General features: G+C 67.2%; 23 protein-coding genes. 11 read left to right on the top strand and 12 right to left on the bottom strand.

Annotated features, from left to right (window positions below):
* Positions 1-65: 65 nt before the first annotated feature.
* A complete protein-coding gene (locus OOB33_RS24605; protein ID WP_102767006.1) occupies positions 66-272 on the top strand; it encodes a hypothetical protein in 207 nt (68 codons plus the stop codon).
* An 85-nt stretch (positions 273-357) separates the two neighbouring features.
* Here OOB33_RS24605 and OOB33_RS18275 read toward each other — a convergent pair whose 3' ends face one another.
* The 7 genes from OOB33_RS18275 to OOB33_RS18245 all read right to left on the bottom strand — a co-directional run bounded on the left by OOB33_RS18275 (position 358) and on the right by OOB33_RS18245 (position 6,927).
* Entirely contained in the window at positions 358-1,149 is a 792-nt protein-coding gene (locus OOB33_RS18275) for an MBL fold metallo-hydrolase (protein WP_271009705.1), read from the bottom strand.
* 103 nt (positions 1,150-1,252) lie between these two features.
* Positions 1,253-2,440 carry an outer membrane protein assembly factor BamC gene (gene bamC / locus OOB33_RS18270; protein WP_243392718.1) on the bottom strand — a complete coding sequence of 396 codons (1,188 nt, stop codon included), beginning with the start codon at positions 2,438-2,440 and terminating at the stop codon, positions 1,253-1,255.
* Positions 2,441-2,577: 137 nt separating this feature from the next.
* A complete protein-coding gene (dapA, locus tag OOB33_RS18265) occupies positions 2,578-3,459 on the bottom strand; it encodes a 4-hydroxy-tetrahydrodipicolinate synthase (protein WP_271009704.1) in 882 nt (293 codons plus the stop codon).
* Between the two features lie 67 nt (positions 3,460-3,526).
* Positions 3,527-4,087 (bottom strand): class I SAM-dependent methyltransferase, encoded by a 561-nt coding sequence (locus tag OOB33_RS18260; RefSeq protein WP_271009703.1) that lies wholly within the window; start codon positions 4,085-4,087, stop codon positions 3,527-3,529.
* A 2-nt stretch (positions 4,088-4,089) separates the two neighbouring features.
* Entirely contained in the window at positions 4,090-4,233 is a 144-nt protein-coding gene (locus OOB33_RS18255) for a hypothetical protein (protein ID WP_271009702.1), read from the bottom strand.
* On the bottom strand, positions 4,230-5,540 hold the full coding sequence (locus tag OOB33_RS18250) for an MFS transporter (protein ID WP_271009701.1): 1,311 nt from the start codon (positions 5,538-5,540) through the stop codon (positions 4,230-4,232). The genes OOB33_RS18255 and OOB33_RS18250 overlap by 4 nt, the downstream gene beginning before the upstream one ends.
* A gap of 43 nt (positions 5,541-5,583) precedes the next feature.
* Entirely contained in the window at positions 5,584-6,927 is a 1,344-nt protein-coding gene (locus OOB33_RS18245) for an amidohydrolase family protein (protein WP_102767001.1), read from the bottom strand.
* Positions 6,928-7,014: 87 nt separating this feature from the next.
* Between OOB33_RS18245 and OOB33_RS18240 the strand changes: the two genes are divergently transcribed.
* From OOB33_RS18240 to bla, 6 genes are read left to right on the top strand one after another with little or no spacing between them, the layout of a single operon-like run.
* Positions 7,015-9,024, top strand: a complete 2,010-nt coding sequence (locus tag OOB33_RS18240; RefSeq protein WP_271009700.1) for a DNA topoisomerase IV subunit B — start codon at positions 7,015-7,017, stop codon at positions 9,022-9,024.
* A 22-nt stretch (positions 9,025-9,046) separates the two neighbouring features.
* Positions 9,047-10,081 (top strand): histone deacetylase family protein, encoded by a 1,035-nt coding sequence (locus tag OOB33_RS18235; RefSeq protein WP_271009699.1) that lies wholly within the window; start codon positions 9,047-9,049, stop codon positions 10,079-10,081.
* Complete coding sequence (locus tag OOB33_RS18230; RefSeq protein WP_102766998.1) at positions 10,078-10,617, top strand: GNAT family N-acetyltransferase; 540 nt, start codon at positions 10,078-10,080, stop codon at positions 10,615-10,617. Before OOB33_RS18235 ends, OOB33_RS18230 begins: the two co-directional genes overlap by 4 nt.
* Positions 10,614-11,321, top strand: coding sequence for a lytic transglycosylase domain-containing protein (locus tag OOB33_RS18225; RefSeq protein ID WP_243392716.1), 708 nt, complete (start codon positions 10,614-10,616; stop codon positions 11,319-11,321). The genes OOB33_RS18230 and OOB33_RS18225 overlap by 4 nt, the downstream gene beginning before the upstream one ends.
* A gap of 12 nt (positions 11,322-11,333) precedes the next feature.
* On the top strand, positions 11,334-13,691 hold the full coding sequence (gene parC / locus OOB33_RS18220; protein ID WP_271009698.1) for a DNA topoisomerase IV subunit A: 2,358 nt from the start codon (positions 11,334-11,336) through the stop codon (positions 13,689-13,691).
* A complete protein-coding gene (gene bla / locus OOB33_RS18215; RefSeq protein ID WP_271009697.1) occupies positions 13,691-14,611 on the top strand; it encodes a class A beta-lactamase in 921 nt (306 codons plus the stop codon). Before parC ends, bla begins: the two co-directional genes overlap by 1 nt.
* A 31-nt stretch (positions 14,612-14,642) precedes the next feature.
* On the opposite strand, the gene OOB33_RS18210 is transcribed toward bla, so the two are convergent.
* From OOB33_RS18210 to OOB33_RS18190, 5 genes are all read right to left on the bottom strand, one after another.
* The gene (locus tag OOB33_RS18210; protein ID WP_271009696.1) at positions 14,643-16,790 is read right to left on the bottom strand and encodes an immunoglobulin domain-containing protein; all 2,148 of its coding nucleotides are present in this window, start codon (positions 16,788-16,790) and stop codon (positions 14,643-14,645) included.
* A gap of 193 nt (positions 16,791-16,983) precedes the next feature.
* A complete protein-coding gene (locus tag OOB33_RS18205) occupies positions 16,984-19,125 on the bottom strand; it encodes a M64 family metallopeptidase (RefSeq protein WP_271009695.1) in 2,142 nt (713 codons plus the stop codon).
* 185 nt (positions 19,126-19,310) lie between these two features.
* On the bottom strand, positions 19,311-19,772 hold the full coding sequence (locus OOB33_RS18200; protein ID WP_271009694.1) for a CYTH domain-containing protein: 462 nt from the start codon (positions 19,770-19,772) through the stop codon (positions 19,311-19,313).
* A gap of 13 nt (positions 19,773-19,785) precedes the next feature.
* A complete protein-coding gene (locus OOB33_RS18195) occupies positions 19,786-20,826 on the bottom strand; it encodes a quinone-dependent dihydroorotate dehydrogenase (protein WP_271009693.1) in 1,041 nt (346 codons plus the stop codon).
* 59 nt (positions 20,827-20,885) lie between these two features.
* Positions 20,886-21,863, bottom strand: coding sequence for a LysR family transcriptional regulator (locus OOB33_RS18190; protein WP_271009692.1), 978 nt, complete (start codon positions 21,861-21,863; stop codon positions 20,886-20,888).
* A 320-nt stretch (positions 21,864-22,183) separates the two neighbouring features.
* On the opposite strand from OOB33_RS18190, the gene OOB33_RS18185 reads away from it, so the two are divergent.
* From OOB33_RS18185 to OOB33_RS18170, 4 genes are all read left to right on the top strand, one after another.
* Positions 22,184-23,038, top strand: coding sequence for a DMT family transporter (locus OOB33_RS18185; protein WP_333780345.1), 855 nt, complete (start codon positions 22,184-22,186; stop codon positions 23,036-23,038).
* 44 nt (positions 23,039-23,082) lie between these two features.
* Positions 23,083-24,219 carry a 3-deoxy-7-phosphoheptulonate synthase gene (locus tag OOB33_RS18180; RefSeq protein ID WP_271009691.1) on the top strand — a complete coding sequence of 379 codons (1,137 nt, stop codon included), beginning with the start codon at positions 23,083-23,085 and terminating at the stop codon, positions 24,217-24,219.
* A 227-nt stretch (positions 24,220-24,446) separates the two neighbouring features.
* The gene (locus tag OOB33_RS18175) at positions 24,447-24,959 is read left to right on the top strand and encodes a DUF2141 domain-containing protein (protein WP_271009690.1); all 513 of its coding nucleotides are present in this window, start codon (positions 24,447-24,449) and stop codon (positions 24,957-24,959) included.
* A 34-nt stretch (positions 24,960-24,993) separates the two neighbouring features.
* Complete coding sequence (locus OOB33_RS18170; protein ID WP_271009689.1) at positions 24,994-26,571, top strand: carotenoid oxygenase family protein; 1,578 nt, start codon at positions 24,994-24,996, stop codon at positions 26,569-26,571.
* The last annotated feature ends 83 nt before the right edge of the window (positions 26,572-26,654 follow it).

Raw genomic sequence — 26,654 nt, 5'->3', positions numbered from 1 at the left:
ACATTGAGTGGCTTCAAAAAATTACCGGTAATTGCATCTTCGTTTAACGAATTTTGAGGACAAGTATGAACAAGTCGATCCTGTTGGCTGCTGTGCTGGCTGCTGTTGCTCTGACCGCTTGCGGCAAGAAGGAAGAAGCCGCTCCCGTGGCCGCTCCCGCTGTGGAAGCTTCGGCTCCTGCTTCGGCTCCCGCCATGGAAGCTTCGGCTCCCGCTGCTGACGCTTCGGCTCCTGCCGCTGCTGACGCTGCTTCGGCTGCTGCCAGCAAGTAATCGGTCTCCGAGTACTTGAAAGAACCGCCCGGCCGCAAGGCTCGGCGGTTTTTTTACGTCTGTCGTTTTGGAAAAAGGCAGTCTCCTAGACTGTGATCCAGTCCAGGCCCTCGGCTTGTGAGGCCACGGGAACGTCTTCGGGGCGGCAGCCGCGCACCGCCGCCACCGCGGCGGCAGCCAGGTCGGGGCGGTTGTTGCGCTCGCTCAGATGGGCGGCGGCGACCGGGCCGAGCTTTGGGTGCAGCAGTGCACTCAGCAACTCGGCACTGGCCTCGTTGGAGAGGTGGCCGTGGGTGCCGAGGATGCGGCGTTTGAGGCTGGCCGGATAGTTGGAGGCGCGCAGCAGCGCCTCGTCGTGGTTGCATTCGAGCAGCAGGGCGTCCAGGCCTTGCAGCGCGTGGATCACGCAGGCGCAGACATGGCCGAGGTCGGTGAGCACACCCAGATGCTTCAAACCGTCGTTGCAGCGCAATTGCAGCGGCTCCTCGGCATCGTGTGGCACGGCAAAGGGCTGCAGCTGCAGGTCGCCCAGTTCCAGGGTGTCGCCGCTGCGGGTGAAGTGCAGCAGCTTGCGCTCAAAGCCGGCCAGATCGGCGGCGCGGCGCTCAATCGCGCTCCAGGTGCCGCGGCTGGTCCAGATCGGGATGCGGTGGGCTTGTGCCAGCTTGATCACGCAGCCGGCATGGTCGCCATGCTCGTGGGTGATGAAGACGGCGCTCAAGGCCTCGGGTGCGCTGCCGGCGCGCAGCAGGCGCCGGTTCAGCTCGTGCAAGCTGAAGCCGCAGTCCACCAGGATTTGCGTCTGGGTGATGCCCTGGCTGGCTTCGATCAGCGTGGCATTGCCGCCGCTGCCGCTGCCCAGGCTGCAAAAACGCATGCCTTGATCGCTCCGTGTTTGGCTTGAAAGAGCTCAGCTCAGAAAAAACGCCGCCCACCCGATGGGGCGGCGGCGCTCATGCCGAGGAGCCGGGTGGCTCGGATCAGCGCAGATCGTCCATCAGCAGATTGAGGATGCGCTTGGCGATCTCGTTGGTCTGCTGCTGGCCCTTGTCGTCCAGCACGGTGACGGTCGACTTCTCGCCTTCCGACTTGACCGACACGCGGTAGCGGGTGGCCGTGGTGGCCTTGTCGCCGCTGAACAGGCGTTCGAAGAAGTTGGGCTCTTCCTTGCCGGCCTGGTTCGGGTCGGCATAGCGCAGGAAGAACAGGCCGAGCTTGCGGTCGCGGTCTTCCACGGTGAAGCCATGGCGATCCAGCGACTGGCCCACGCGGCGCCAGGCGCGCTCGAAGCCCTCGTTGACGGCGATGGCATCCGGCACTTCCGACAGCGGGCGACCGGCGGCGATGACGGCGGTCGGCGCGGCGTTCTTGCCCGGGGCGGCAGCCGGCACATCGGCCACGGCGGCCTTGGCCAACTCTTCCTTGGCGCCCAGCTTGAGCATCAGGCGGGACAGCAACTCGGCTTCCAGCTGCGGGTCGCTGGGGCGAGGTTGCCAGGCGGTGTTGTCTTTCTGCGGGCCCGTATAGACCTCGATCATGCCGCGGTGGCTGATGAAGATCTCGGTGCCTTTGCCGTCGGCCGTGCGCTCGATGCGGGTGCGGAACATATCGCGTTCACCGGTCGAGTACAGGCCGTCGAAGACCTTGCCGATGGTGGAGCGGATGATGTCCTGCGGCAGCTTGGCGCGGTTTTCGTTCCAGTTGGTTTCCATGACGCCGACTTCGGCGGCGTCCTTGGTCAGCTCGAAGCCGCGTTGTTGCCAGAACTCGCGCAGCTGGGGCCAGAGTTGCTCGGGCGTCAGCGAGCTGCGCAGCCAGCGGGTGTCGGCGTTGCGCTCGAGGCGCAGATCACCGATCGCGTTCAGAGCCACGGTGTTGGCCGGGCTCAGGCCGCTGGTGCTGACCTTGGGGGCGGCATTGGCTTGCTGCAAGGCATTGGCGCTGACCGAGCCGCTGGCGTTGCCGCTGCGGCTGTCACGGGCCAGCTGAGTCAGGTCCGGCGGCACGTCCAGGCCGGCAGTCTGGCGGGCGTTGGCGCGGTAATCGACCTTGTCCGAGGAAAAGATGCCGTCCGTCGTGCTGCAGGCGGCCAGCGAACCCAGCATGAGCAGGCAGGCCAGGCGCACCGGAGTGGCCGAGGAAGAAACAAAAGAGGAGGAACGAGTCACGCTAGACATCTCCGGGGGACAAGGGAGCGATGGTTGAACCCTGCGAGCCGGCCCCGAGGGGCGGATGGCGTGCAAAGCTGGTGCGGATTAGAGCAGACTGGAAACGGTGATCAAGGCAAATCGCGCGCCGCGTCGGTTCAGAACAGGCCGGCTTCGCGCATGGCGGCGCCAACCTGGGCCTGACCGGCTTCGGTCAGCGGCACGATGGGCAGGCGCAGCTGGTTCTTGATTCGGCCCAGCTGCGACAGCGCCCACTTGGCGGCCGAGGGGCTGGGTTCGCAGAACAAATGCTTGTGCAGGCTCAGCAGCTGGAAGTGGATGCGGCGGGCCTCAGCGATATTGCCGGTCAGAGCCGCCTTGCACAGCTCGTGCATGGCACGCGGCGCCACATTCGCAGTCACGCTGACATTGCCGCTGCCGCCCAGCAGCATCAGGGCGATGGCGGTGCCGTCGTCGCCCGAGTAGATGTGGAAACCTTTGGGGGCGGCCTTGATCAGCTGGGCTGCGCGCTCGATATTGCCGGTCGCTTCCTTGACGCCGAAGACGCCGGGCAGGCTGGCGCAGCGCAAGGTCGTTTCGGGGGCCATATCGGCCACGGTGCGGCCGGGCACGTTGTACAACATCATGGGGATGTCGACGGCCTCCGCGATGGCCTTGTAATGCTGGTAGATGCCTTCTTGCGAGGGCTTGTTGTAGTAGGGCACGACCGACAGGGTGCAGTCGGCGCCGACTTCCTTGGCGAAACGGCTCAGCTCGATCGCTTCCGAGGTGCTGTTGGCGCCGGTGCCGGCCATGATGGGCACGCGGCCACGGGCATGCTCGACGGCCGCCTGGATGATCTGGCGGTTTTCTTCCATGCTGACCGTGGGGGACTCGCCGGTCGTGCCGACGACGCAGATGCAGTCGGTGCCTTCGGCGATGTGCCAGTCGATCAGGCCGCGCAGGGCCGGGTAGTCAACGCTGCCGTCTTCTTGCATCGGCGTCACGAGCGCAACGATGCTGCCAACAATCGGGTTCATGGAGGAATGTCCTATGTGATGCGGTGGATTCTACTCAGCGGCGCGTGTGCGCTCGGGGCCGGGTAACTCAATCGAGTGCATAGGCCTGAAAAACAGTGCCCGCAGTGGCGCTCGGCGCTTCGCAAACAGCGGCAACGCGCTGGACATAGCGCGGGTTGACGCCCTCGCGGCCTTTTTCGAAGCCATCTTCAAAGGCGACGATGCGCAAGCCCTGGCACAGGCTCATCAGTTCACCGGGCTGAAGCAGAAAATCCGGCCGCGCCGGACGGCCGATGGTGTGCTGGCCGAGGGCAAAGGTTTCGTAGATCAGCCAACCACCTGGCGCCACGGCAGCGCGGATCAGCGGGAACAGCGGCCGCCACAGGTAGTTGCTGACCAGCACCAGGTCGAACTGCCGGCCGCTCAGCGGCCAGGGGCCGTTCTCGATGTCGGCGCAGATCAGCTCCGCTGCCAAGCCTTCAGAGGCGGCGAGTGCCGCTGCATCCCGGTCGACGCCGCAGACCTTCATGCCGTGCGCGGCCAGATAGTGCAGGTGGCGGCCGGAGCCGCAGGCCAGATCCAGGGCCGTGGCCCCGGCGATTTGAGCCTGCGTCCAGCGGCGCAGCCAGGGCGACACCTCAGCCCCCATGTTCAGAAGCAGGCCCAGAGCTGTTCGGACAGCTGCACCATCAGCGCCGGCTGCAAATAGGCCAGAAACACCAGGCCCAGCACCAGCAGGATCAGCGCCCAGCGCAGGGCCGGCTTGATCTTGGCAGAAAGCTGGGCCGGACTCATGCCGCTTGGGGGCGCGGCTCGCCGCGCAAGATCGGGCCTTCACGCACCGGCAGGTTCACCAGGGCTGCGGCCACGCCCAGGGCCACGGCCAGCCACCAGACCACGTCGTAGCTGCCCGTGCTGTCGTAGAGCTTGCCGCCCAGCCAGACGCCCAGGAAGCTGCCCACCTGGTGGCTCAGGAACACGAAACCGCTGAGCATGGACATGTGCTGCACGCCGAAGATCTGCGCCAGCACCGCATTGGTCGGCGGCACGGTCGACAGCCACAGCACGCCCATCACCGCCGAGAAGAGGTAGACCGACATCGGCGTCAGCGGCGTGAGCAGGAAGGTGACGATGGCCACCGAGCGCAGGCCGTAGATGGCCGTGAGCAGGTAGCGCTTGGGATAGCGCTGGCCCAGCACGCCGGCCCCGTAGGTGCCAAACACATTGAAGAGGCCGATCAGGGCCAGGGCATAAGTGGCCACCTGGGGCGACAGGCCCTGATCCTTCAAGTAGCTGGGCATGTGCACACCGATGAACACGACTTGGAAGCCACAGACGAAGTAGCCGGCCATCAAAAGCTGGAAGCTGCGGTAGCCGAAGGCTTCGCGCAAGGCCTGAACGATGCTCTGCGAATGGCTGTGCACCGGCTTGGCGACCTTCGGCTCACGCAGGCCGAAGGCCAGGGGCAGGATCAGCAGGGCGGAAAGGGCCAGGACGAGGAGTGCGCTTTGCCAGCCGGCACCGGCGATGAGCCAGTTCTCGACCGGCACCGACAACCACCGGCCCAGCGCAAAAAGGGCATCCTGCCAGGCGACCTGAGAGATCAGCCAGTTCTCCACCGGCACCATCAGGAACTGGCCAAAGCTGCCGGCTGCTGCCGCCACGCCCATGGCCCAGCTGCGCTTGTCGGGAGCGACGTTGCGGGCGATCACGCCGTAGATCACCGCGTAGGTGGTGCCCGATTGGGCAATGCCGATCAAAAGCCCCGCGCTGCCGGTGAAGGCCAGACCCGAAGTCGACAGTGCCATCAGCACCAAACCCAGGGCGTAAAGCAGGCCACCCACGGCCAGCACGCGGAACGGGCCGAAGCGGTCGGCCAGCATGCCGGTGAAGGGCCCGGCTATGCCCCAGGCGATGTTCTGGATGGCCAGGGCGAAGGCAAAGGTCTCGCGCGTCCAGCCCCGGTCCATGGTGATGGGTTGCAGCCACAGGCCGAAGCCGTGGCGTATGCCCATGGACAGGGTCACGATCATGGCGCCGCAGAGCAGCACCTGGAACATGGACAGTCGCGGCGCGGCCGGTGACGTGATGCTGGCGTTCATCCGTGGACTTTAACCAAAGCAGCCCACCCTGCGGGGCCTGGGGTCAGCCGGCGCCCAGCACCCGCCCTTGACGCACCCGCATCTGGATCTTGCTCAGCGCGTCCAGATCCTGGATCGGGTTGGCGGGCAGCAGCAGGAAGCTGGCTTCGCAGCCCGGTTCGAAGCAACCCAGGCGGCGCTTGGGAAAGAGCACATGGGGCGTGGTGATGGTGGCCATCTTGAGCAGCTGCGGGCGGCCGATCACGCCCAGGCGGTCCAGGTTGCGCAGCTCGCCCAGCACGGAGCCATGGAACAGATCCGAGCCGATCAGCAAAGGCACGCCGGCCGCCTGCAGGGTGCGCAGATTGTCGGCCTGCTGGGCGCGCACCTTGGTCAGCTGCTCGGGCGACATGCGGAACAGCTCGCTGGCCGCGGTGGCGGTGATGACGGCCACCTTGCGGCGGGCGGCCTCGGCGGCCATCTCGGGGCTGATGCGGTAGGTCTCGGCGCCCGTGCCTTCGAAGAAGTAGAGGCCCGGCAGACGGGCGATCCAGTGTGCGCCGGCCTGCACGGCGATATTGAAATCGGCGGCGGTGTCGGCCTGGGCGATCACCAGCAGGCGGTCTTGCAAGGCTTTTTTGGCGATGGCGGCCGGCAGTTCGGGCTTCAGGCCCAGGCGGCCGAACTGCTTGGGGTCGGCGTGGAGCTCGGGGCTCTCCGAGCGGCTCAGCATGAGCTTCAAGGCCTCACTCTTGCGCGCCTGCACCAGGGGCCATTTCTTTTCGACCTGTTCCAGGCTGTCCATGACCAGCACGGTTTTATCGATGTGGTCCTCGGGCTTGGGTTTGGGGCCCGGGGAATTCGGATCTTCGGCCAGCAGTTGGGCCAGGGGCTGGCCGTCAGACGACGTGATGCAGGCCGTCACAAACACAAGCTCGGGCCCGGCCGCCTGGGCGCCCGCGGCAGCCAGGGGGCGCACGGCCCCGGCGCCCTTGGGCTCGGCGCATTGCATCAGGGCGTAGAACACGCCGTCGCGCAGATAGCCTTGGCCGTAGCGGCCCCAGGCCCAGGCATTTTGCAGGTTGTGGTTGTGGGCGTCGGCCAGGGGCGGGATCAGGAACTGACCCTTGAGGTTCATGCGCCGCTGGGCTTTTTTGATCTTCTGGCTGGTGAATTTGCCGTCCTTGACGTAGAGCGTGCCGCTGCGGAAGCCCTGGCCGTCGAACCACTCGGCGTTTTTCAGCTCCATGGTCACCGAAGCGCCGGGGCGCAGCTCGTCGGCGATGGGCGGCTGGGCCGAGCTGGGTGCGGCGAAGAGTGCGAGAGCCAGGGCGGCCGCGCCGGCGCCGGCCGGGCGAGGCAGGGGGCGGGGAGATGCGAAGAACAAGGCGAGGGCAAATGCGGGCATAGGCCGGGCATGGTAGCGAGTTTGAGAGTGCACACCTCAAGCCCGTTTTGCCGGGCGCCTCCCAGGCAAACCCTAGAATCCGCCCCCATGGCCACCAAAGCTTCCTCCTCCTCCACTCCCAATTCCCCCTCCGCCACGCCCGGCAGCTATGGCGAGGGCTCGATCCGCGTGCTCAAAGGCCTGGAGCCGGTCAAGCAGCGCCCGGGCATGTACACCCGGACCGACAACCCCCTGCACACCATCCAGGAGGTCATCGACAACGCGGCCGACGAGGCCCTGGCCGGTTTCGGCAAGCGCATCGACCTGATCCAGCACAGCGACGGCTCCATCTCCATCGCCGACGACGGCCGTGGCATCCCCTTCGGCCTGCACCCCGAAGAGGGCGTGCCCGTGGTCGAGATCGTCTTCACCCGCCTGCATGCCGGCGGCAAGTTCGACAAGGGCTCGGGCGGCGCCTACAGCTTCTCGGGCGGCCTGCACGGCGTTGGCGTCAGCGTCACCAACGCCCTGGCCAAGCGCCTGGAGGTGACGGTCTGGCGCGGCGGCGAAGTGGCCAGCCTCGCGTTCGAGAACGGCGATGTGGTGGAGCCGGTCACGGCCCGCAAGGCCGAGCGCGGCGACCGCAAGCAGGGCACGACCGTGCGCGTCTGGCCCGATGCGAAGTATTTCGAAAGCGCCGAGCTGCCCAAGAACGAGCTGGTCCACCTGCTGCGCAGCAAGGCCGTGCTGATGCCGGGCGTCATCGTCACGCTGACGAACGAGAAAACCGGCGATGTGCAGACCTGGTCCTACAAGGGCGGCTTGCGCGACTACCTGCAGCAGACCCTGACGGCCGATCCGCTGATCCCGCTGTTCGAAGGCGAGCAGTACGCCGGCCGCAGCGAGACCGAGAACTTCGCCGAAGGCGAGGGCGCGGCCTGGTGCGTGGCCTTCACCGAAGAAGGTCAGACCATGCGCGAGAGCTACGTCAACCTGATCCCCACGGTGGCTGGCGGCACGCACGAGTCTGGACTGAAAGACGGCCTGTTCGGCGCCATCAAGAGCTTCATCGAGCTGCACAGCCTGTTGCCCAAGGGCGTCAAGCTGATGCCGGACGATGTGTTCTCGCGTGCCTCCTTCGTGCTCTCGGCCAAGGTGCTGGACCCGCAGTTCCAGGGCCAGACCAAGGAGCGCCTGAACAGCCGCGATGCGCTGCGCCTGGTGTCCACCTATGTGAAGCCGGGCCTGGAGCTGTGGCTGAATCAGCATGTGGAGTTCGGCAAGAAGCTGGCCGAGCTGGTCATCAAGCAGGCCCAAACCCGCCAGCGCGCCTCGCAAAAAGTCGAGAAACGCAAGGGCTCGGGCGTGGCCGTGCTGCCGGGCAAGCTGACCGACTGCGAAAGCCGCGATCTGCTGCACAACGAAGTCTTTCTGGTCGAGGGTGATTCGGCCGGCGGCAGCGCCAAGATGGGCCGCAACAAGGAAACCCAAGCCGTGCTGCCCTTGCGCGGCAAGGTCTTGAACACCTGGGAGGTCGAGCGCGACCGCCTGTTCGCCAACAACGAGATCCACGACATCTCGGTGGCCCTGGGTGTGGACCCGCATGGCAAGAACGACTCGCCGGATCTGAGCGGCCTGCGCTACGGCAAGATCTGCATCCTGTCCGATGCGGACGTGGACGGCTCGCACATCCAGGTGCTGCTGCTGACCCTGTTCTTCCGCCACTTCCCCAAGCTGATCGAGACCGGCCACATCTTTGTGGCGCGCCCGCCGCTCTACCGCGTCGACGCGCCGGCCCGCGGCAAGAAGCCTGCTGCCAAGATCTACGCGCTGGATGAGGGTGAACTCAGCGCCACCCTGGACAAGCTGCGCAAGGAAGGCGCCCGCGAAGGCAGCTGGAGCATCAGCCGCTTCAAAGGCCTGGGCGAGATGAGTGCCGAGCAGCTCTGGGACACCACGCTCAACCCCGAGACCCGCCGCCTCAGCCCCGTCACCTACGGCGCGCTCGACCTGGGCGAGACCGAGATGGCCATCAACAAGCTCATGGGCAAGGGCGAGGCCTCCTCACGCCGCGAGCTGATGGAAATCCACGGCGACTCCGTCGAAGTGGACGTTTGAACCCAGCGAGACCGCCCAAGCCATGAAAACCGTCTACAACGCCCGCCATGCGGCGCATGCGGCCACGCACGAGTTCTTCCGCGGCCGCCTGGTGCCGGCCTTCGAGGTGCCGGCCCGGGCCGACTATGTGCTGGCGGCCGTGCAGGCCGCCCAGCTGGGCGAGATCGTGGCGCCGGTGGACCATGGCCTGGCGCCGCTGCAGCGCGTCCATGCGCCGGCCTATCTGCGCTTTGTGCAGGGCGCCTGGGCTGAGTGGCAGGCCTTGGGCGGCGAGGGCGATGCATTCCCTGCCGTCTGGCCGGTGCGTTCATTGCGCAGCGATGTCGCGCCGCGCAGCTTTGCCGCTCGCATGGGCCTTTACTCCATGGACAGCGGCACGCCGCTGACCGCCGGCAGCTGGGAGGCCGCCTACTGGGGCGCGCAAGCCAGCTTGACCGGCCTGGACCAGGTGCTGGGCGGCGAGCGCAGCGCTTATGTGCTGACCCGCCCGCCGGGCCACCATGCCGGGGCGGATTTCTTCGGCGGCTACTGCTTCGTCAACAACGCGGCAGTGGCGGCCCAGGCTGCGATTGATTCGGGCCTGCAGCGTGTGGCCATCCTCGATGTGGACTACCACCACGGCAATGGCACGCAGGCCATTTTCTACGAGCGTGCGGACGTGTTTTACGCCAGCTTGCATGGCGATCCGCAGACGGAGTTCCCTTTCTTCCTCGGTCATGCCGACGAGACCGGCGCCGGTGCCGGCCTGGGCTTCAATGCCAACTTCCCGCTGCCGGCCGGTGCCAGCAACGAGGCCTGGTTCGCGGCGCTGGAGGCGGCGTTGGAACGGCTGCAGGCCTATGCGCCCGAGCTGTTGATCGTCTCCCTGGGCGTGGACACCTACGGCGGCGACCCGATCTCGCATTTCAAGCTGGACCGCCCCGAGTTCAGTCGCCTCGGCCAGCGCCTGGCGGCCTTCGGTGCCCGCACCCTGTTCCTGCAGGAAGGCGGCTATGCCACCGAGGCCATCGGTCACAACGTGGTGGCCGTGCTGCAAGGATTCGAGCCCCGGCCATGAGCACCACGGCGCCGCGCGTGCACCTGCGTCCGACCATGTTGTCGGACCTGGACTATGTCGTCTCCATCGAGCAGGACGGCGCCAACCGCCCCTTCATCACGCCCTGGGAACGGGTGCAGCACGAGGGCGCGCTGCGCTTCCCCGATTCGCGCCACTTCATCATCGAAGCGGGGGCCGAGGCCACGCGCGCCGGTTTTGTCATCCTGCAGGGCTGCCGCAACCCGCACGGCTCGGTCGAGCTCAAGCGCATCGTGCTGGGCCCCAAAGGCGCGGGCCTGGGCCGGCGCTCGGTGCGCCTGCTCAAGGCCCTGGCCTTCACCCAGCTCAAGGCGCACCGCTTCTGGCTGGACGTCAAGGCGCTGAACACGCGCGCGCTCAAGCTCTACGCCAGCGAGGGCTTTGTCGAAGAGGGCCGCCTGCGCGAGAGCGTGCGCGTCACCACCGAGGGCGCCGATGGCTATGACAGCTTGGTGGTGATGTCCTTGCTGGACCGCGAGTACCAGGCCCGCGTGGCCCTGGGCGAGGAGGGCGTTTGAGCCGCTCGCTCTGGATCATGGGGGCTTTGCTGATGGCCTTGGCCGCCCCGGCGCGCGCCGAGCTCTGGGGCTATGTCGATGGCCAGGGCATGGCGCATCTGGCCGGCCATCAGGTCGACAGCCGTTACAGCCTGGTGCTGGGCAGTGCCCAGACGCAGCGCGAGGCGGCGGCGCAGACCCAGGTGCCGGGCAAGAGCGATGGCGGCCAGGGCCTGCTCACCTGGCTGGAGTTCGCGCCCGAGGTCAAGGCGGTGCAGCCCTATTTGCGCGAGGCCGCGGCCCGGCATGGTGTCGATATGGAGCTGCTCAAGGCCGTGATCGCGGTCGAATCGGGCTACAAGCATGACGCCGAATCCAAGCGGGGTGCACTTGGCCTGATGCAGCTGATGCCCGATGCCGCGCGGCGCTACGGGCCGGTGCCGCGTTTGAGCCTGAGCAAGAACCAGCTGCTCGACCCGCGCACCAATGTCCTGACCGGCGCCAAGATGCTGGCCGACCTGATCAAACGCTTTGGCCGCATCGATGCGGCCCTGGCCGCCTGGAATGCAGGCGAGGGTGCTGTGCGCCGCCACAGCGGGCGCGTGCCGCCTTTCGCCGAAACCCAGGCCCATGTCCACCTGGTGCTGGAGCTGTACTGGGCCTTGCTGCAACACAGCATGCCGGCCCAAGCCCAGCACCTCAAGATTCACAAGAACGAACCCTGACGACGATTCCGCATGAGCCAGCAGACTTCCATTTTTGACAACCCGCCGCCGAACTCGGGCGGCGGCGGCAGCGGCGGCGCGGGCGACGGTGAAAACCTGACCCTGGGTCACTACGCCGAGCGTGCGTACCTCGAATATGCGCTGAGCGTGGTCAAGGGCCGGGCCTTGCCCGATGTCTGCGACGGCCAGAAGCCGGTGCAGCGCCGCATCCTCTACACCATGGAGCGCATGGGCCTGTCCTACAGCGGCAACACCGGCGCCAAGCCGGTCAAGGGCGCGCGCGTGGTCGGCGATGTGATGGGTAAATTGCACCCGCACGGCGACCAATCGGTCTACGACGCCCTGGTGCGTATGGCCCAGGATTTCTCGCTGCGCTATCCGCTGATCGATGGCCAGGGCAATTTCGGCAGCCGCGACGGCGACGGCGCCGCCGCCATGCGCTACACCGAAGCGCGGCTGTCGCCGATCGCCCGCCTGCTGCTCGATGAGATCGACGAAGGCACGGTGGACTTCACGCCCAATTACGACGGCTCCACCCAGGAGCCGCGCCAGCTGCCGGCCCGCCTGCCTTTCGTGCTGCTCAACGGCGCCAGCGGCATTGCCGTGGGCATGGCCACCGAAGTGCCCAGCCACAATCTGCGCGAGGTCGCTGCGGCCTCGGTGGCCCTGCTGAAGAACGAGAACCTCAGCGATGAGGAGCTCTTCAGCCTGCTGCCCGGCCCGGACTACCCCGGCGGCGGCCAGCTGATCAGCTCGGCCGACGACATCCGCTCGGCCTACCTCAGCGGCCGCGGCAGCATGAAGCTGCGCGCGCGCTGGAAGATCGAAGACCTGGCCCGCGGCCAGTGGCAGCTGGTTGTGACCGAGTTGCCGCACGGCACCAGCGCCCAGCGCGTGCTGGAAGAGATCGAGGAGCTGTCCAACCCCAAGGTCAAGGCCGGCAAGAAGACACTCAGCCAGGAACAGCTGCAGCTCAAGGCCAGCCTGCTGGCAGTGCTGGACGGCGTGCGCGATGAATCGAGCAAAGACGCCGCTGTGCGCCTGGTCTTCGAGCCCAAGAGCCGCACGGTCGAGCAGCAAGACCTGATCACGACCTTGCTGGCCCACACCAGCCTGGAGACCTCGGCCCCGCTGAACCTGACCATGGTCGGCGCTGACGGCCGCCCGACGCAAAAAGGCCTGCGCCAGATCCTCAGCGAGTGGCTGGGCTTCCGCCAGACCACGGTGCAGCGCCGCACCCAGTTCCGCCTGGACAAGGTGCGCGACCGCATCCATGTGCTGGAAGGCCGGCAGCTGGTGCTGCTGAACATCGACGAGGTGATCCGCATCATCCGCAACGCCGATGAGCCCAAGCCGGCCCTGATCGAGCGCTTCCGCCTGTCCGAGCGCCAGGCCGAGGACATTCTGGAGATCCGCCTGCGCCAGCTGGCGCGCCTGGAGGCGATCAAGATCGAGCAGGAGCTCAAGAGCCTGCGCGAGGACGAGGCCAAGCTGGCCGACATCCTGGCCAACCCGAGCGTGCTCAAGCGCACCGTGGTCAAGGAAATCGAGGCCGACGCCAAGCAGTACGGCGACGAGCGCCGCACCCTGATCCAGGAAGAAAAGCGCGCCACCGCTGAAGTCAAGGTGGTGGACGAGCCGGTCACCGTGGTGGTCAGCATGAAGGGCTGGGTGCGTGCACTCAAGGGCCATGAGGTCGAGCCTGCAGCCCTGGCCTTCAAGTCTGGCGACCAGCTTTACGGCACCTTCCCCTGCCGCAGCGTGGACCCGCTGATCGTCTTTGGCAATAACGGCCGGGTCTACTCGGTGCCGGTGGCCATGCTGCCGGGTGGTCGCGGTGATGGCCAGCCCATCACCACCCTGATCGAGCTGGAAAGTGGCAGCCAGATTGCGCATTACTTCGCCGGCAATGCCCAGCAGCGTCTGGTGCTGGCCGGCACCGGCGGCTTTGGTCTGATCGCCCAGGTGGGCGATCTGGTCGGCCGGCAAAAAGCGGGCAAGACCTTCCTCAGCCTGGAGGGCACAGAGCAGCCGCTGCCGCCAGCCGTGGTGCCGGCCGGTGAGGTGCTGGGCGTGCAACTGGCCTGCCTGAGCCTGAACGGCCGCCTGCTGACCTACGGCCTGGACGAGCTCAAGCACCAACCCAAGGGCGGCCGCGGCCTGACCCTGGTGGATCTGGAGGACAAGGATGCGCTGCTCAGCGTGGCCGCTTTCACGCAAAGCCTGCAAGTGATCGGCACCGGCCGCGGCGCCAAGCCCAAGGAGGAAACTCTCAAGGGCGTGGGCCTGGCCAGTTATGCCGGCAAGCGCGCCCGCAAGGGCAAGCCGGTCGAGGCCTTCCAGAAGGTCATGCGCGTGCTGGCGCCCTGATGCGCCGCTCGTTTCTGAAGTGCGGCCTGGCCGGTGGCTCGTTGCTGCTGGGCCTGCCTGCGGGGCTGCGCGCGGCGCCGGCCTTGCAGCCGCTGGACTTTAATGCAGCCTGTCAGGCCCTCGAGGCCCGGCTCGGTGGCCAGATCGGCGTTTTCGCGCTCGACACCGGCAGCCAGGCGCGCCTGGCCTACCGGGCCGATCAGCGCTTTGCCATGTGCTCGACCTTCAAGCTGCTGCTGGCGGCCGCGGTGCTGGCACGCATCGATGCCGGACAGCTGCGGCCTGATCAACGCCTGCGTTACGGCCCGCGCGATCTGGTGCCGCATGCACCGGTGACAGGCGCCTTGCTGGAGGGTGGCTCGCAATCGGCCTCGCTGACGGTGGCCGCGCTCTGCGAGGCCATCCTGGTGCACAGCGACAACCCGGCGGCGAATTTGCTGCTGCCCCTGGTCGGCGGCCCGCCGGGCCTGACCCGTTTTGCGCGCGAGCAGGGCGATGTGGTCACCCGGCTGGACCGCATCGAACCCGCACTCAACAGCAACGAGCCCGGTGACCCGCGCGACAGCAGCACGCCCGAGGCCTTTGTCGGCCTGCTGGACCGCATCCTGGGCAGCGTCTTGTCGGACGAGCTGCGTCAGCAACTGCTGGTCTGGATGAATGCCTCCGAGACCGGCTTGCGCCGCCTGCGCGCCGGTGCGCCGAAAGACTGGCCGGCGGCCGACAAGACCGGCACCGGTGCGCGCGGCGCGGTCAACGATGTCGCGGTGTTTTTCCCGCCCGACCGCGCGCCTCTCTTGATGGCCGTGTTCATGAGCGGCTCCAGCCAGCCGCAGGCTGAGCTGGAAGCCGCCCATGCCGAGCTGGCCACGCGGGCCCTGGCCCAGCTGAACGCGCCGCCGTCGGCGGCGGCGGCTCGCTGAGGGCGCCGCGGATCCGCGCTGGCGCGCGAACTCACTTGGGTGCGCTGTACGTCAAGCTGTAGGCGCCGCCGCCCGCATAGGACTGGATCTGGAAATAGTAGAAGCCGGCCGCGCCCGTGTAGCTCAAGGCTTCGCTGGAGGCCGGACCCTCAGATTTGGCCACGACGGCCCAACTGCTGCCGTTCCAGCGGTACAGGTAGAGATCGAAATCGCTGCCCGCGGGGCCGCTGAGCTGGGCATTGAAAAGACCGCGGGCTGTCGTTCGCAGATAGCCGGGGCTGCCGCCTGGCACGGTGGCGCTGGCGCCTGCGCCGCTGAGTGAGCCGGTCACGGTGGTGCCGCCCCCAGCGGCGCTGACACTGAGTGTGGCGCCGGCGCTGGTGACCGAACCAGCCGCATTGCCGACCACCACGCTGTACACGGCGCCATGGTCGGCCAGGCTCAGCACCGGGGTGGTGTAGCTGGAGCCGGTGGCGCCGCTCAGGGCTGTGCCGTTGCGTCGCCACTGGTAGCTCAGCGGGCCGCTGCCGCTGGCTTGCACCGAGAAGCTGGCGGTGGAGCCTGCGACGGCATTGACGGCCTGGGGTTGGCTGTTGATCACCGGTGCTGTGCTGGCAGCGCTGACAGTGACGGTGGCTTGTGCGGTCTTGCTGGCATCGGCCACGCTGCTGGCCTGAATGCGGTAGCTTCCAGCCGTCTGAGGTGCGGTGTAGCGTCCGCTGCTGCTGATGCTGCCGCCGCCGGTATCGAGCACGCGCCAAGTGACGGCGGTGTTGCTGCTGCCGCTGACCGTGGCGCTGAACTGCTGGCTGCCGCCGGGACTGAGCGTGACCGAGGCCGGCGTGATGCTGATGCGGATCTCGCTGCCCGGGTTGACAGTCAAGGAGGCGGCATTGCTGCTGGTCGAGCCCAGCGAGTTGCTGACCAGCACGCTGTAGCTGCCGGCATCGCTGGCTTGCACCGCGTTGATGATGTAGCTGGCGGAGCTGCTGTTGCTCCCCAGGTTGACGCCGTTCTTGCGCCACTGGTAACTCAGGCCCGAGCCACTGGCCTGAACGCTGAAGCTGACCGTCTGGCCGACGTTGGCCACCACATTCTGGGGTTGGCTGTTGATGACGGGTGCTCCGGCGGCGCCCATGCAGGCGCTGTCGATGGTCTTGGGCAGGGTGTAGCCGGTGAAGTCTTCCAGAATGGCCAGATTCTCCGCAGCATAGACACGCGCAATCAGGCGCGGCACCTTGGCGCTGCCCAGCTTGGCCGCCCAGCGATCCGATTGCTTCATGTGGTAGGCATTGCGCAGAAACTGCACCAAGACCCATTTGCGCAGCGTCGGGTCGCTCTTGAGCTTGTTGTAGTAAGCGTTGTGCTTGGACTTGGCCACGCGAAGGTACAGCTGCAGATAGCTGGTGTTGGTCAAAGCCAGGTCACGTGAGTTGCTGGCGCCGATGCCGTCGATGAATTCACCGACTGCCGCCGCCGCCGGCAGGCCCATCAAGCTGGCATTGAGCTCGGCCGTGACGCCCTGCAGGTGGTACTCCCCTTGCTGGGCGTTCTTGAGATAGACCTCGTCGGTCTCGGACGAAGCGTCATCGGTGATCAGGCTCAAGATCTCCTTGCGCGCAAAGCCACCGTCGCTGTCGTAGAGATTGAACTTGAGGAACTGCGTCTGCTCGTCAATCCAGGATGAGCTGTAGTTGTTCCATTGCGTTCGTTCGGCCGCCAGATCCCACATATGGGTTTCTTCGTGGATGGCCACCATCAGGGACTCGGCCAGCTTGTTGAAGCTGCTGGTATCGACAAAGCCCTTGAAGTACTGATCATTGGCTTGAGCGGTGGCCAGGGCCTTGCCGCTGGGCCAGCGGCGGCCGTAGACGCTGGTGATGGTTTGCAGCCAGTTGTTGGACTGGTAGGCTGATTTCAGATCACTGACATCGGCGCTGAAATTGATGGGCTCGCTATAGCAGAAGCTGCCCTTGTCGATGTCGTCCAGCACGATGCCTTGCTTGGGGGCGGCCGACGCGCCCGCGGTGGCAGCCGTGGCTTTGGCACGGGGCATGTCGCTCGCTTGGGGGCTGATGCCGTTTTCGCTTGGGCGGTCTTGAAGGCTGCCGCCGCCGCAGGCGCTCAGCGCCAGTGCGGCCAGCAAGGACAGCGTCCATTGCCGGAAGGTCTGTTTCATGTGGGTCTCCTCTTTCTGCTTGAGAACAAGCCGGTGACGAAGGTGGGCGCCTCGCACGCGGGGCGCATGCGCTGCTGCCTGCGCCGGGCTGATTCGCCGGAGCTTCAGCACGGGCGAGGCAGGGCCGGCCTCGCTGCGGCCGGGAACGAACGCAGCGGGCGGGCGAAGGGACGGGGTGTGGTGAGCTAAGGCCTTACTTAGGCAGGGTGTAGCTCAGCGTGAACGCACCGCTGCCTGCGTACGAGCTGAGCTGCAGGTAGTAATAGCCGGCTGTCCCGGTGTAGCTGAAGGCCTCGTTGGCGTCCGGCCCCTCCGACTTGGCGACCACGGCCCAGCTGCTGCCGTTCCACTTGTACAGGTAGAGGTCGAAGTCGGCCCCGGCCGGGCCCTTGAGCGTGGCACTGAACTTGCCCCCGGCGCTGCTTTGGTGGTAGCCCGGGCTGCCGCTGGGGTAGGTCAAGCTGGCACCAGCCGGCAGCGTGCCGTTCACGGTGCTGCCGCCGCTGTTGTCCGAGGTGACGGTCAAGGTGGCGTTGGCGCTGGTGACGCTGCCGGCACTGTTGCTGATGGTGACGCTGAACTGCGCGCCGTTGTCGGCGCTGGCGGCGGCGGCGATCGAGTAGCTGGCCGCTGTGGCGCCAGCGATGGCACTGCCGTTCTTGCGCCACTGGTAGCTCAGCGGCCCGGTGCCGGCCGCGGTCACCGAGAAGCTGGCTGGGCTGCCCGCTCTGACACTGACATTGCTCGGCTGCGTGCTGATGCTGGGCGGTACGGCATCGCTGTTCCTGACCGTCAGCGTGGCGGCCGCGCTGCTCACGCTGCCGGCGCTGTTGCTGACCAGCACGCTGAACTGCGCGCCGTTGTCGCTGAGGCTGGTGGGCCCGGTGCTGTAGCTGGCGGCCGTGGCGCCGGCGATGGCCGTGCCGTTCTTGCGCCATTGATAGCTCAAACCGTTGCCGCTGGCGCTGACGCTGAAGCTGGCGCTCTGGCCGGCATTGACCGTCACGCTGCGCGGCGGGCTGCTGATCACGGGCAGGGCGTCGCCACCGCCGCCGGTGTAGCTGTCGAACACCGTTTTGGCTCGCGCTTCATTGACGGCATGCCAGGGGTTGGACAGGGCGCGCATGCGCGAGGTTTCGGTCGGCCGGTACTTGCCGCTGGGGCAATAGTCGGCACCCTGGAACACCCCCACCGTGCCATTGCTGACCGAGCCCGGGTTGGTCGGTACCGGCGTGGTGGCGGCGATCAGCGGCGCCCATTTGACCCCGTTGCGTGTGGCCACACGGGTGACGTTGGCGGCGCGGGGCTCGCTGCTGGTGTCGCAGGTGCCGTTGTCGTACTCGTCGGCCAACTGGAAGGCCGCATGGCCGATCTCATGCAGGGCGATCTCGATGGATTGGGGGTGCAAGGAGAAGCCGCCGATATTGCCGCTGGCCGCGCCGGCATAGGTGGGGCTGTTGACCAGCACGATGATCACATCGCGGCCATTGGCCGGCGCCACGGCCGAGACGGCCGCCAGCACCTTGGCCTCGTCGGTGCACACCAGGCGCGCGATGTTGAAACATCCCAGTTGGCTGCCCAGGGCCGAGTTGCGCACCACGCCGCCTTCGGTCACGCCCGACTGGGCGCTCTCGATGTCAACGCGGCGGATGTTCAGCGCACCCTTGAAACGGGCGAACAGCGGGTCGGCCAGGATGCCGTCCGACACCCGCTGGGCCGCGGTTTGCCAGGCCGGCATTTCAGCGCGGGTGAAGCCGTCGCCGATGATGACGATGTCCATGCGCTGAGCGCTGCTGCCGCTTTCCCACAGCAGGGTGCTGCCGGTGGGCACGGCGGTCGCTGCCAAGGTGTTCTGCTGGGCGCTGCGTTGAACCAAGGCATCCAACTCCTTGCGGCTGAGGCGTCGGCCCGGCGTTGCGCTCAGGCCCGCTTGGCTGCGGTACTCGCTCAGCTCAAGGCTGGCGAGTTGGGCGGGCTCCGGCACGCTCAGCTCAATCGCGCCCCGTGCGGCCAAGGGCCGAGACAGCTCAATCTGACCGGTCGTTTCATTGAAGATCTCGGCCGTCTTGCGGCTGGGGTTGGCCACGGCGCGGCGAAACAACTCCTGCCCCTGGGCATTGCGCCCGATCACGAGCAGTTCACCCTCGCGCGGTTTCTGCCGGGCGCCGGGCTGGGCAAAGCTGCCACGCTGCGCGTGGCTGATGTCGAGGCTGGTGGTGCCGAGGCTGGCGTCGGCAGACAGGCGCAGCAGAAGATCTTGGGCCTGCGCGGTGACGGCAAACAGTGCCAGAGCGGCGCCAGGGATGGACAGGGTGAGTGGGTTCCAATGCTTCATGGGCATGCTCCATCGGTTGCGGTCGAGCGGGTGGCCCAACCAGGGGATGACGGAGCGCCATGGTCGTGAAACTCAGCGCAGGCGGCTTGTACGGAATGCGCGCAAAACGAAAGAATGGATGCAAACGTGGTTTCGCTGCATCTCGGGACTAACCCGATGAATCGGCGTGGCCGGCCTGGCGGGGTTCACCAGCGGCAGAAGGGCAAATTGCTGAGCGCCGAGTTGAAATAGCGAGGGTCCTGGCTGACCTCTTGGCCCAGCCAGTCGGGGCGTTCGAAGGCCTGGTCGGCGTCGCTGAGCTCGATCTCGGCCACCACCAGGCCGGCGTTGTCGCCGAGGAACTCGTCCACCTCCCAGAGCATGCCGGCGTGGCTGATCTCGCGGCGGATCTTCTCGACCCGCGGGCCTTCGCACAGGGCCAGCAGCTCGCGTGCATCGGCCACCGGCACCGGGTACTCAAACTCGGCCCGGGCCACGCCTTCGCTGCGGCCCTTGATGGTCAGCCAGGCCTGTTCGCCCTTGATGCGCACGCGCACCGTGCGTGCGGGGTCGCGGTTCAGATAGCCCTGGCTGATGAATTCACCGGGGCCACTGGCTTTCCAGGCCTCGCCGAGGACCAGGAATTTGCGTTCGATTTCGACAGCCATGGCTTGCGCCCGTTCAGACGCGGGCCATGGCTGCTGCGCAGTCGCGGACGAGGGCCGGGCCTTGATAGATCAGGCCGGTGTAGATCTGCACCAGGTCGGCGCCGGCTTGCAGCTTGGCGCGGGCGTCTTCGCCGCTCATCACGCCACCCACGCCGATGATGGGATAGTTGCCCCCCAGGGCCGAGCGCAGCAGGCGGATCACCCGGTTGCTGGCCTCGAACACCGGCCGGCCTGAGAGACCACCGGTTTCCTCGGCATGCGCCAGGCCCTTGACCGCCTCGCGCGAGATGGTGGTGTTGGTGGCGATCACGCCGTCGATGCCGTTCTTCTGCAGGGTTTGGGCGATCACGGCGACCTGCTCCTCGTCCAGATCGGGCGCGATCTTGACGAACATGGGCACCTGGCGCTTGGCGCTCGCTTCCAGCTGCAGCTTGCGTTCCTGCAGGCGGCCGAGCAGGGCGTCCAGGGCCTCGTCGCTTTGCAGGGCGCGCAGGTTCTTGGTGTTGGGGCTGGAGATGTTGACGGTGATGTAGTCGGCGTGCGGGAACACACCGTCCAGGCCCAGCAGGTAGTCGCTGGCCGCCTCTTCGATGGGTGTGACCGCGTTCTTGCCGATGTTCAGGCCCACCAGGCCGCCGGCCGCGCGGAAGCTGTGCGCGCGCTGCACATTGGCCAGGAAACTGGCCAGGCCTTCGTTGTTGAAGCCCAGGCGGTTGATCAAGGCGCCGGCCTCGGGCAGCCGGAACATGCGCGGCTTGTCATTGCCGGGCTGGCCCTTGGGCGTGACCGTGCCCACCTCGATGAAACCGAAGCCCATGGCGCCCAGGCCGTCGATGCAGCGGCCGTTCTTGTCCAGGCCGGCGGCCAGGCCGATGCGGTTGGGGAACTTCAGCCCGGCCAGCTCGATCGGATCGGCGATGCGCGGCTGCGACCACAGGCATTGCGCCGGTGTGTTCTGCAGCCGGGCGATGGCGCCCAGCGTCAGCTCATGAGCATGTTCGGGGTCCAGTCCGAACAGAAAAGGGCGGGTGAGGGCGTAGGGGATCAGAGGCATAGCCGCGAATTGTCGCATTGGCCCGACCCCGCCCCCTGCGCAGCTTTGAGCTGCGCAGCCTAGGCGGCTGGCTGGTGGGCTGGCTGGGGGGAGGGCTCGCGGTCCCAGGGTGGCCGCTCGCCCAACTGCTCCAGCAGGTAGTCAATCAAGGCCCGCACCTTGGTGCTGGGCTGGCGGTTGGGCAGGTAGACGGCATAGAGGGTGTCGGCCTCGGCAATGCCGCTGATCGGCCGCCAGTCGGGCAGCAGCTGCACCAGCCGGCCCTCCCGCAGATCACCGCCCACGGCATAGCTGGGCAGCACAGCGATGCCCAATCCCGCCAGGGCGGCCACGCGCAGCGATTCGCTGCTGTTGACGGTCAGGCCGCTCTCAAAACGCAGGGCGCCTTGCACATCGACGCTGTCCTCCTGCCCGCTGGCGGTGTGGCGAAAGCGCCAGCGCTCGGGCGCTTGCAGATAGCCAAAACGCAGGCAGCGGTGCGCGGTCAGTTCCGCCACCGTCTCGGGCCGGCCGGCCTCGGCCAGGTATGCCGGCGAGGCACAGAGCCGGTAGTGGATGGGTGCCAGGCGCCGCGCCACCAGGCCTGGTGAGGGCGAGCCGGTCAGGCGCAGCACCACATCAAAGCCTTCCTCGGCCAGGTCAACGTAGCGGTCGTTCAAGCCCAGCACCACCTGCAGCTGCGGGTGCTGGCGGCAAAAGCCGGCCAGGAGTGCGGTCAGCTGCAGATTGCCGAAGGAGGTGGAGGTGCTCAGGCGCAAGAGGCCGCGCGGTTGTTCGCGCCGGTCGCGCAGCTCGGCATCCAGGGCCTGGGCATCGTCCAGCAGGCGCAGGGCGCGCTCGTACACCGCCTGGCCTTCGGGCGTGGGGCTCAGGCTGCGGGTGCTGCGATGCAGCAGGCGTGTGCCCAGCTCGGCCTCCAGGCGGCTGATTTGCTTGCTCAGCGCTGATTTGCTGCTGCCTAGCAGTCGTGCGCCGGCCGAGAAGCTGCGCGTCTCGACGATGCGGACAAAGCTCTGCAAGTCTTCCAAACGCCCCATGCTCGCCCCTTTCTCGGCCGATCCTGCATGCTTCATTGTTTCTTTTTTGGAAACTTTAAAGTGAATCAATCGTGGATTGTGGATTGATTCGGCGATTTTTACAGTGGGTGCCTTCTGTTGACTGCATCAAAGAACGAGGGCGGCGCCCGCGCCGAAAGCTGATGAACTCTGTTGCTCCGCATGCTGTGACGCACTCCTCCTGTCCCTTGGCTGCGACTGAGCCGCCGCCCATCGCACCGCGCAGGCTTCAGGGGGCGACGGTGGGGCCGGACGGTTGGGCGCGGCCCGAGCTGGCCGGTCGGGCTTTGCCCTGATTCTTCATTCTGTTCTGGAGCAGTGGCTACCCCATGGGCAAGCTGGGCCTGGCCCATGCGGCGCCGCTGAGCCTGCTCAGCCTGCGCTTTGGCCTGGCGGCCCTGATCTTGCTGGCCATCACCGGCTTCAGCCGGGCGCCCTGGCCGCGCTCGGCGCGGGCTTGGCTGCATCTGGGCATGGTGGGGCTTTTGATCCAGGTGCTGCATTTCGCCGGGGTCTATCAGGCCATGCAATGGGGCCTGCCCAGCGGTGTGGCGGCGCTCCTGATCGGGCTCATGCCCTTGCTGACGGCTCTGGGCGGCCATCTTTGGCTGGCCGAACGCATCCGGCCGCGCCAGGCTTGGGGCCTGGCCCTGGGTTTGGCGGGTGTGGGCCTGGTGGTGCTAGCCAAGCCTATCGGCCAGCAGGGTGGTGGGGGCGGCGGCACGGCGGAGCTGGCCTACGGCATGGGTCTGCTGGGCTTGGCGGGTTTGGTCCTGGGCACGCTGTACCAGAAGCGTTTCTGCGCCGGCATGGATTTGCGCAGCGGCAGCGCGATCCAGATGACGGTGGCGGCGCTGGCGATGCTGGGCTTGGCTGGGGCGGTCGAGGGCGGCGTGCAGGTCGAGTGGCGCAGCGAGCAACTCTGGTGGGTGCTGCTGTGGCTGGCCGGGGTCAATTCGATTGGCGCCTTCAGCCTGATGTTCAGCATGGTGCGGCGCGGCTCGGCCAGCCGGGTGGCGGCACTGTTCTTCCTGATCCCGGCCATGTCCACGCTGATGGGCTGGGCCTTGCTTGGGGAGGCTTTGCCGGGCTTGGCTTTGCTGGGCTTGGCGTTGTCGGCAGCTGCGGTCTTCTTGTCCGCGCGGACACCGGCTTAGGCCCTGCACGGATAATGCCTGCAATGTTTCTTGGAGTTTGAGTCATGCAGTCTCTCGACAACCCCGCAAAGGACCGCGAAATCGGCCGCCGCAGCGATGCTGGTGATGCCAGCACGCAGGACAGCACCCGCACCGACGACACCCGTATCGGCGCCGTTCGCCCCTTGATTTCGCCGGCCCTGCTGCTGGACGAGCTGCCGCCGCCGGACAGCTCGCTGCAGCTGGTCGAGCAGGCGCGCCGCGACATCAGCGATGTGCTGCATGGCCGCGATGACCGCCTGCTGGTGGTGGTGGGCCCATGCTCCATCCATGACCACGACCAGGCCATGGACTACGCCCGCCTGCTCAAGGACCTGCGCGCCGAGCTGCAGAAGGACCTGCTGATCGTCATGCGCGTGTATTTCGAGAAGCCGCGCACGACGGTCGGCTGGAAGGGCTACATCAACGACCCGCGCCTGGACGGCAGCTTCCACATGAACGAAGGCCTGCGCCTGGCGCGCAAGCTGCTGCTGGATGTGACGGCCCTGGGCCTGCCGGCCGGCACCGAGTTCCTGGACCTGCTGTCGCCGCAGTACATCAGCGATCTGGTGTCCTGGGGCGCCATTGGCGCGCGCACGACCGAGAGCCAGAGTCACCGCCAGCTGGCCTCCGGCCTGTCCTGCCCGGTGGGCTTCAAGAACGGCACCGACGGTGGCATCAAGGTCGCCAGCGATGCGGTGCTGGCCGCTCGCGCCAGCCATGCCTTCATGGGCATGACCAAGATGGGCGCGGCCGCCATTTTCGAGACCCGCGGCAACGACGATTGCCACATCATCCTGCGCGGCGGCAAGGCGCCCAATTACGACGCCGCCTCGGTGGCCGCCGCCTGTGAGGCCATGCGCAGCGCCGGCCTGCGCGAGCAGGTGATGGTGGACTTCTCGCACGCCAACTCGAGCAAGAAGTTCGAGCGCCAGATCGATGTCGGCCGCGATGTGGCGGCGCAGATCGCGGGTGGCGAGCAGCGCATCACCGGTGTGATGATCGAGTCGCATCTGCAGCCGGGTCGGCAGGACCTGGCCGAGGGCCAGACCAAGCAGGATCTGCTGCCCGGTGTCTCCATCACCGACGCCTGCCTGGGCTGGTCGCAGACCGAGCCCCTGCTGCGCGAGCTGGCGGCCGCGGTGCGCGCGCGGCGCGGCTGAGCGGGCAGGCCCCCGGGCCGAAACGCATCCGAACTGGATCGAGGGCGACCGCTGGCGGTCGCCCTTTTTTTGTTCACCAGGCTTGGCCTCAGCGGGTCTTTCCTTTCGCGCCTGCCGGCTGCGGTTGGCGCCGCGGGGCTTCACTTGGTCGCAAGGCGCTGGGACGCCAGCGCGGGGCTTTCTAGAGTTGAGTCATCGCCACTGACTGAACCCGAAAAGGACCTGCCATGAAGAAAAAGATGTCGTTCCATCGCCCGGCCGCTGCGGCGCGCCGACTGATCGGCCTGGCTGCGGCCGGCCTGGTGATCGGCGGCAGCTGCAGCCTGTCGGCCCTGGCCGCGGATGCACCGGTCAGCGCAGTTGCCGCGCCGGCTGCTGCGGTCGACATGGAGCTGGAACTCAGCGGCATCGCCAGCAGCGAGGGCCAGATCCTGGTCAGCGTGTTCGCCTCGCCCGAGGATTGGCTCAAAAAGCCGGTGGCCGTGGCCAGCGCCCCGGCCAGCGCGCAAAAAGATGGGCGTTTGGTGATCAAGCTGGCCGCTCTGCCGACCGGCCGCCTGGCTCTGAACGTGGCGCACGACCTCAACGGCAATGGCCGCCTGGACATGAACGCCATGCGCATGCCGACCGAGCCCTTTGCCTTCTCCAACAACGCCACCGGCATGTTCGGACCGCCCAAGTTCGAGGCGGCGCAGTTCGAGGTGGTGGCCGGTGCACGCCTGAGCGTGTCCTTGAAGTGATGTGAATTGGCGCAGCGCGCAAGGAGTGGACGCGATGACGATGACCCTGCAAAGACGTGATTGGCTCAAGTTCGGTGCCGCCACTGGCCTCGCTTGGACGGGGCTGCAAGAAGCCATGGCCCAGGGCCTGGGTGCGGCGGCATTCGCCAGCGGGGCGCCGGAGTTGCTGCCGCTGCAGGGCTTGCGTGGCCAGGATTTGGACGCCCGCGATCTGCAGATTGAAGGCCGCCTGCCCGACGGCTTGCGCGGCACCTACTACCGCAACGGACCGGGCCTGATGGCCCGCGGTGAGGAGCGCTACCGCCATTGGTTCGATGGCGATGGCCTGGTGCAGGCCTGGACCTTCGGCGGCAGCGCTGGCCGCGGCCAAGTGGCGCACAAGGCCCGCTTTGTGCAGACGCGCAAGTTCAAGGCCGAGGCGGAAGGCGGGCGTTTTCTGCTGCCGGCCTTCGGCACGGCCATCCCGCCGCGCATGGCCATCCAGAACTCCGACAGCCTGAATGTGGCCAACACCAGCGTGATCTTGCTCAACGGCCGGCTCCATGCCCTGTGGGAAGGCGGCAGCGCCTACGAGCTGGACCCGCAGACCCTGGCGACGCGTGGCCCACGGGTCTGGTCGCCTGAGCTGGCCGGCATGCCGTTCTCGGCCCACCCCAAGGTGGAGCCGGATGGCACGGTCTGGAACTTCGGCACGGCCGGCGACCGCATGGTGGTTTACCAGATCTCGGCCCGGGGTCAGGTCTTGCGCAGCGAGGTCTTCGAGTCACCGGTGCCCGTGCCCATGGTCCACGACTTCGCCATGTCTCAGCGCTTTCTGGTCTTTCTGCTGCCGCCGATCCAGCTGGACATGGCGGGCGTGCGCGGCGGCCAGAGCATGCTGGATTCCATGCGCTGGCAGGCGCAGGACGCGACCCGGGTGCTGGTGATCGACAAGGCTGATTTCAGCCGCCGCCGCGTGTTCGAGATGCCGGCCAGCCTGGTGTTTCACTTCGGCAATGCCTGGGACGAGGGGGCGGCCGGAGCCGAGACCTTGTACCTGGACTATGTGGAGTCGCGCCCGCTGCCGCAGGCCAATGCGGAGCTGCAGCAGGTCATGCGCGGCGAGCGGCCTGCGCCGCAGAGCTCGCAGCCGCGATTCATGCGCTTGCAGATGGGGGCCGCGGCGCCCGGTGCGGCGGGTATGCAGCCCTCGTCGCCCGGCCGCATCAGCCTGCAGTCGCGCAGCGAGTCGGTCGAGTTTCCGGTCGTCGATCCGCGTGTGGTTGGTCAGCGCCATCGCCATGTCTACTATCCGACCGCCGTGGACCTGGGCTCACGCTGGGGCTTCAACGGCTTGATGCATCTGGACCTGGACAGCGGCCGCCGCGAGCGCTTTGCCTTCGGCCCCGAAGTGGTGCTGGAGGAGCATGTGCTGGTGCACAAGCCGGGCACGCCGCAAGGCGCGGCCGGTGAGGGCCAGGGCTGGCTGCTGGGCCTGGGCTATGACTGCCGCCGCCAGCGAAGCTTTGCCAGCGTCTTTGACGCCCAGGCGCTCAGCGCTGGCCCCTTGGCCCGGGTGTGGCTGCCGTACTGGGTCACCTACGGCTTCCACGGCAAGTTCTACGCCGCCTGAGGCGGCAACAGCGCTGCCGAGGGTCCTCGAGCTCGCGCCGCTGCACAGCGTCGCCTCAGTTCAGCGCGGCATGCCGCGCCCGG

Origin of the sequence: Paucibacter sp. B51 (assembly GCF_027863535.1) — a bacterium.
Taxonomy (GTDB): domain Bacteria; phylum Pseudomonadota; class Gammaproteobacteria; order Burkholderiales; family Burkholderiaceae_C; genus Paucibacter_A; species Paucibacter_A aquatilis.
This window is presented reverse-complemented; position numbering and strand designations above follow the sequence as displayed.

Excerpts from the sequence above, each read along its gene's own strand:
- OOB33_RS18205 (WP_271009695.1), bottom strand. The coding sequence starts at position 19,125 with ATGAAGCATTGGAACCCACTCACCCTGTCCATCCCTGGCGCCGCTCTG.
- bla (WP_271009697.1), top strand. The coding sequence starts at position 13,691 with ATGCGCCGCTCGTTTCTGAAGTGCGGCCTGGCCGGTGGCTCGTTGCTG.
- OOB33_RS18260 (WP_271009703.1), bottom strand. The coding sequence starts at position 4,087 with ATGGGGGCTGAGGTGTCGCCCTGGCTGCGCCGCTGGACGCAGGCTCAA.
- OOB33_RS18250 (WP_271009701.1), bottom strand. The coding sequence starts at position 5,540 with ATGAACGCCAGCATCACGTCACCGGCCGCGCCGCGACTGTCCATGTTC.
- OOB33_RS18245 (WP_102767001.1), bottom strand. The coding sequence starts at position 6,927 with ATGCCCGCATTTGCCCTCGCCTTGTTCTTCGCATCTCCCCGCCCCCTG.
- dapA (WP_271009704.1), bottom strand. The coding sequence starts at position 3,459 with ATGAACCCGATTGTTGGCAGCATCGTTGCGCTCGTGACGCCGATGCAA.
- OOB33_RS18230 (WP_102766998.1), top strand. The coding sequence starts at position 10,078 with ATGAGCACCACGGCGCCGCGCGTGCACCTGCGTCCGACCATGTTGTCG.
- OOB33_RS18240 (WP_271009700.1), top strand. The coding sequence starts at position 7,015 with ATGGCCACCAAAGCTTCCTCCTCCTCCACTCCCAATTCCCCCTCCGCC.
- parC (WP_271009698.1), top strand. The coding sequence starts at position 11,334 with ATGAGCCAGCAGACTTCCATTTTTGACAACCCGCCGCCGAACTCGGGC.
- OOB33_RS18180 (WP_271009691.1), top strand. The coding sequence starts at position 23,083 with ATGCAGTCTCTCGACAACCCCGCAAAGGACCGCGAAATCGGCCGCCGC.
- OOB33_RS18210 (WP_271009696.1), bottom strand. The coding sequence starts at position 16,790 with ATGAAACAGACCTTCCGGCAATGGACGCTGTCCTTGCTGGCCGCACTG.
- OOB33_RS24605 (WP_102767006.1), top strand. The coding sequence starts at position 66 with ATGAACAAGTCGATCCTGTTGGCTGCTGTGCTGGCTGCTGTTGCTCTG.
- OOB33_RS18275 (WP_271009705.1), bottom strand. The coding sequence starts at position 1,149 with ATGCGTTTTTGCAGCCTGGGCAGCGGCAGCGGCGGCAATGCCACGCTG.
- OOB33_RS18195 (WP_271009693.1), bottom strand. The coding sequence starts at position 20,826 with ATGCCTCTGATCCCCTACGCCCTCACCCGCCCTTTTCTGTTCGGACTG.
- OOB33_RS18190 (WP_271009692.1), bottom strand. The coding sequence starts at position 21,863 with ATGGGGCGTTTGGAAGACTTGCAGAGCTTTGTCCGCATCGTCGAGACG.
- OOB33_RS18175 (WP_271009690.1), top strand. The coding sequence starts at position 24,447 with ATGAAGAAAAAGATGTCGTTCCATCGCCCGGCCGCTGCGGCGCGCCGA.
- OOB33_RS18200 (WP_271009694.1), bottom strand. The coding sequence starts at position 19,772 with ATGGCTGTCGAAATCGAACGCAAATTCCTGGTCCTCGGCGAGGCCTGG.
- OOB33_RS18255 (WP_271009702.1), bottom strand. The coding sequence starts at position 4,233 with ATGAGTCCGGCCCAGCTTTCTGCCAAGATCAAGCCGGCCCTGCGCTGG.
- OOB33_RS18170 (WP_271009689.1), top strand. The coding sequence starts at position 24,994 with ATGACGATGACCCTGCAAAGACGTGATTGGCTCAAGTTCGGTGCCGCC.
- OOB33_RS18235 (WP_271009699.1), top strand. The coding sequence starts at position 9,047 with ATGAAAACCGTCTACAACGCCCGCCATGCGGCGCATGCGGCCACGCAC.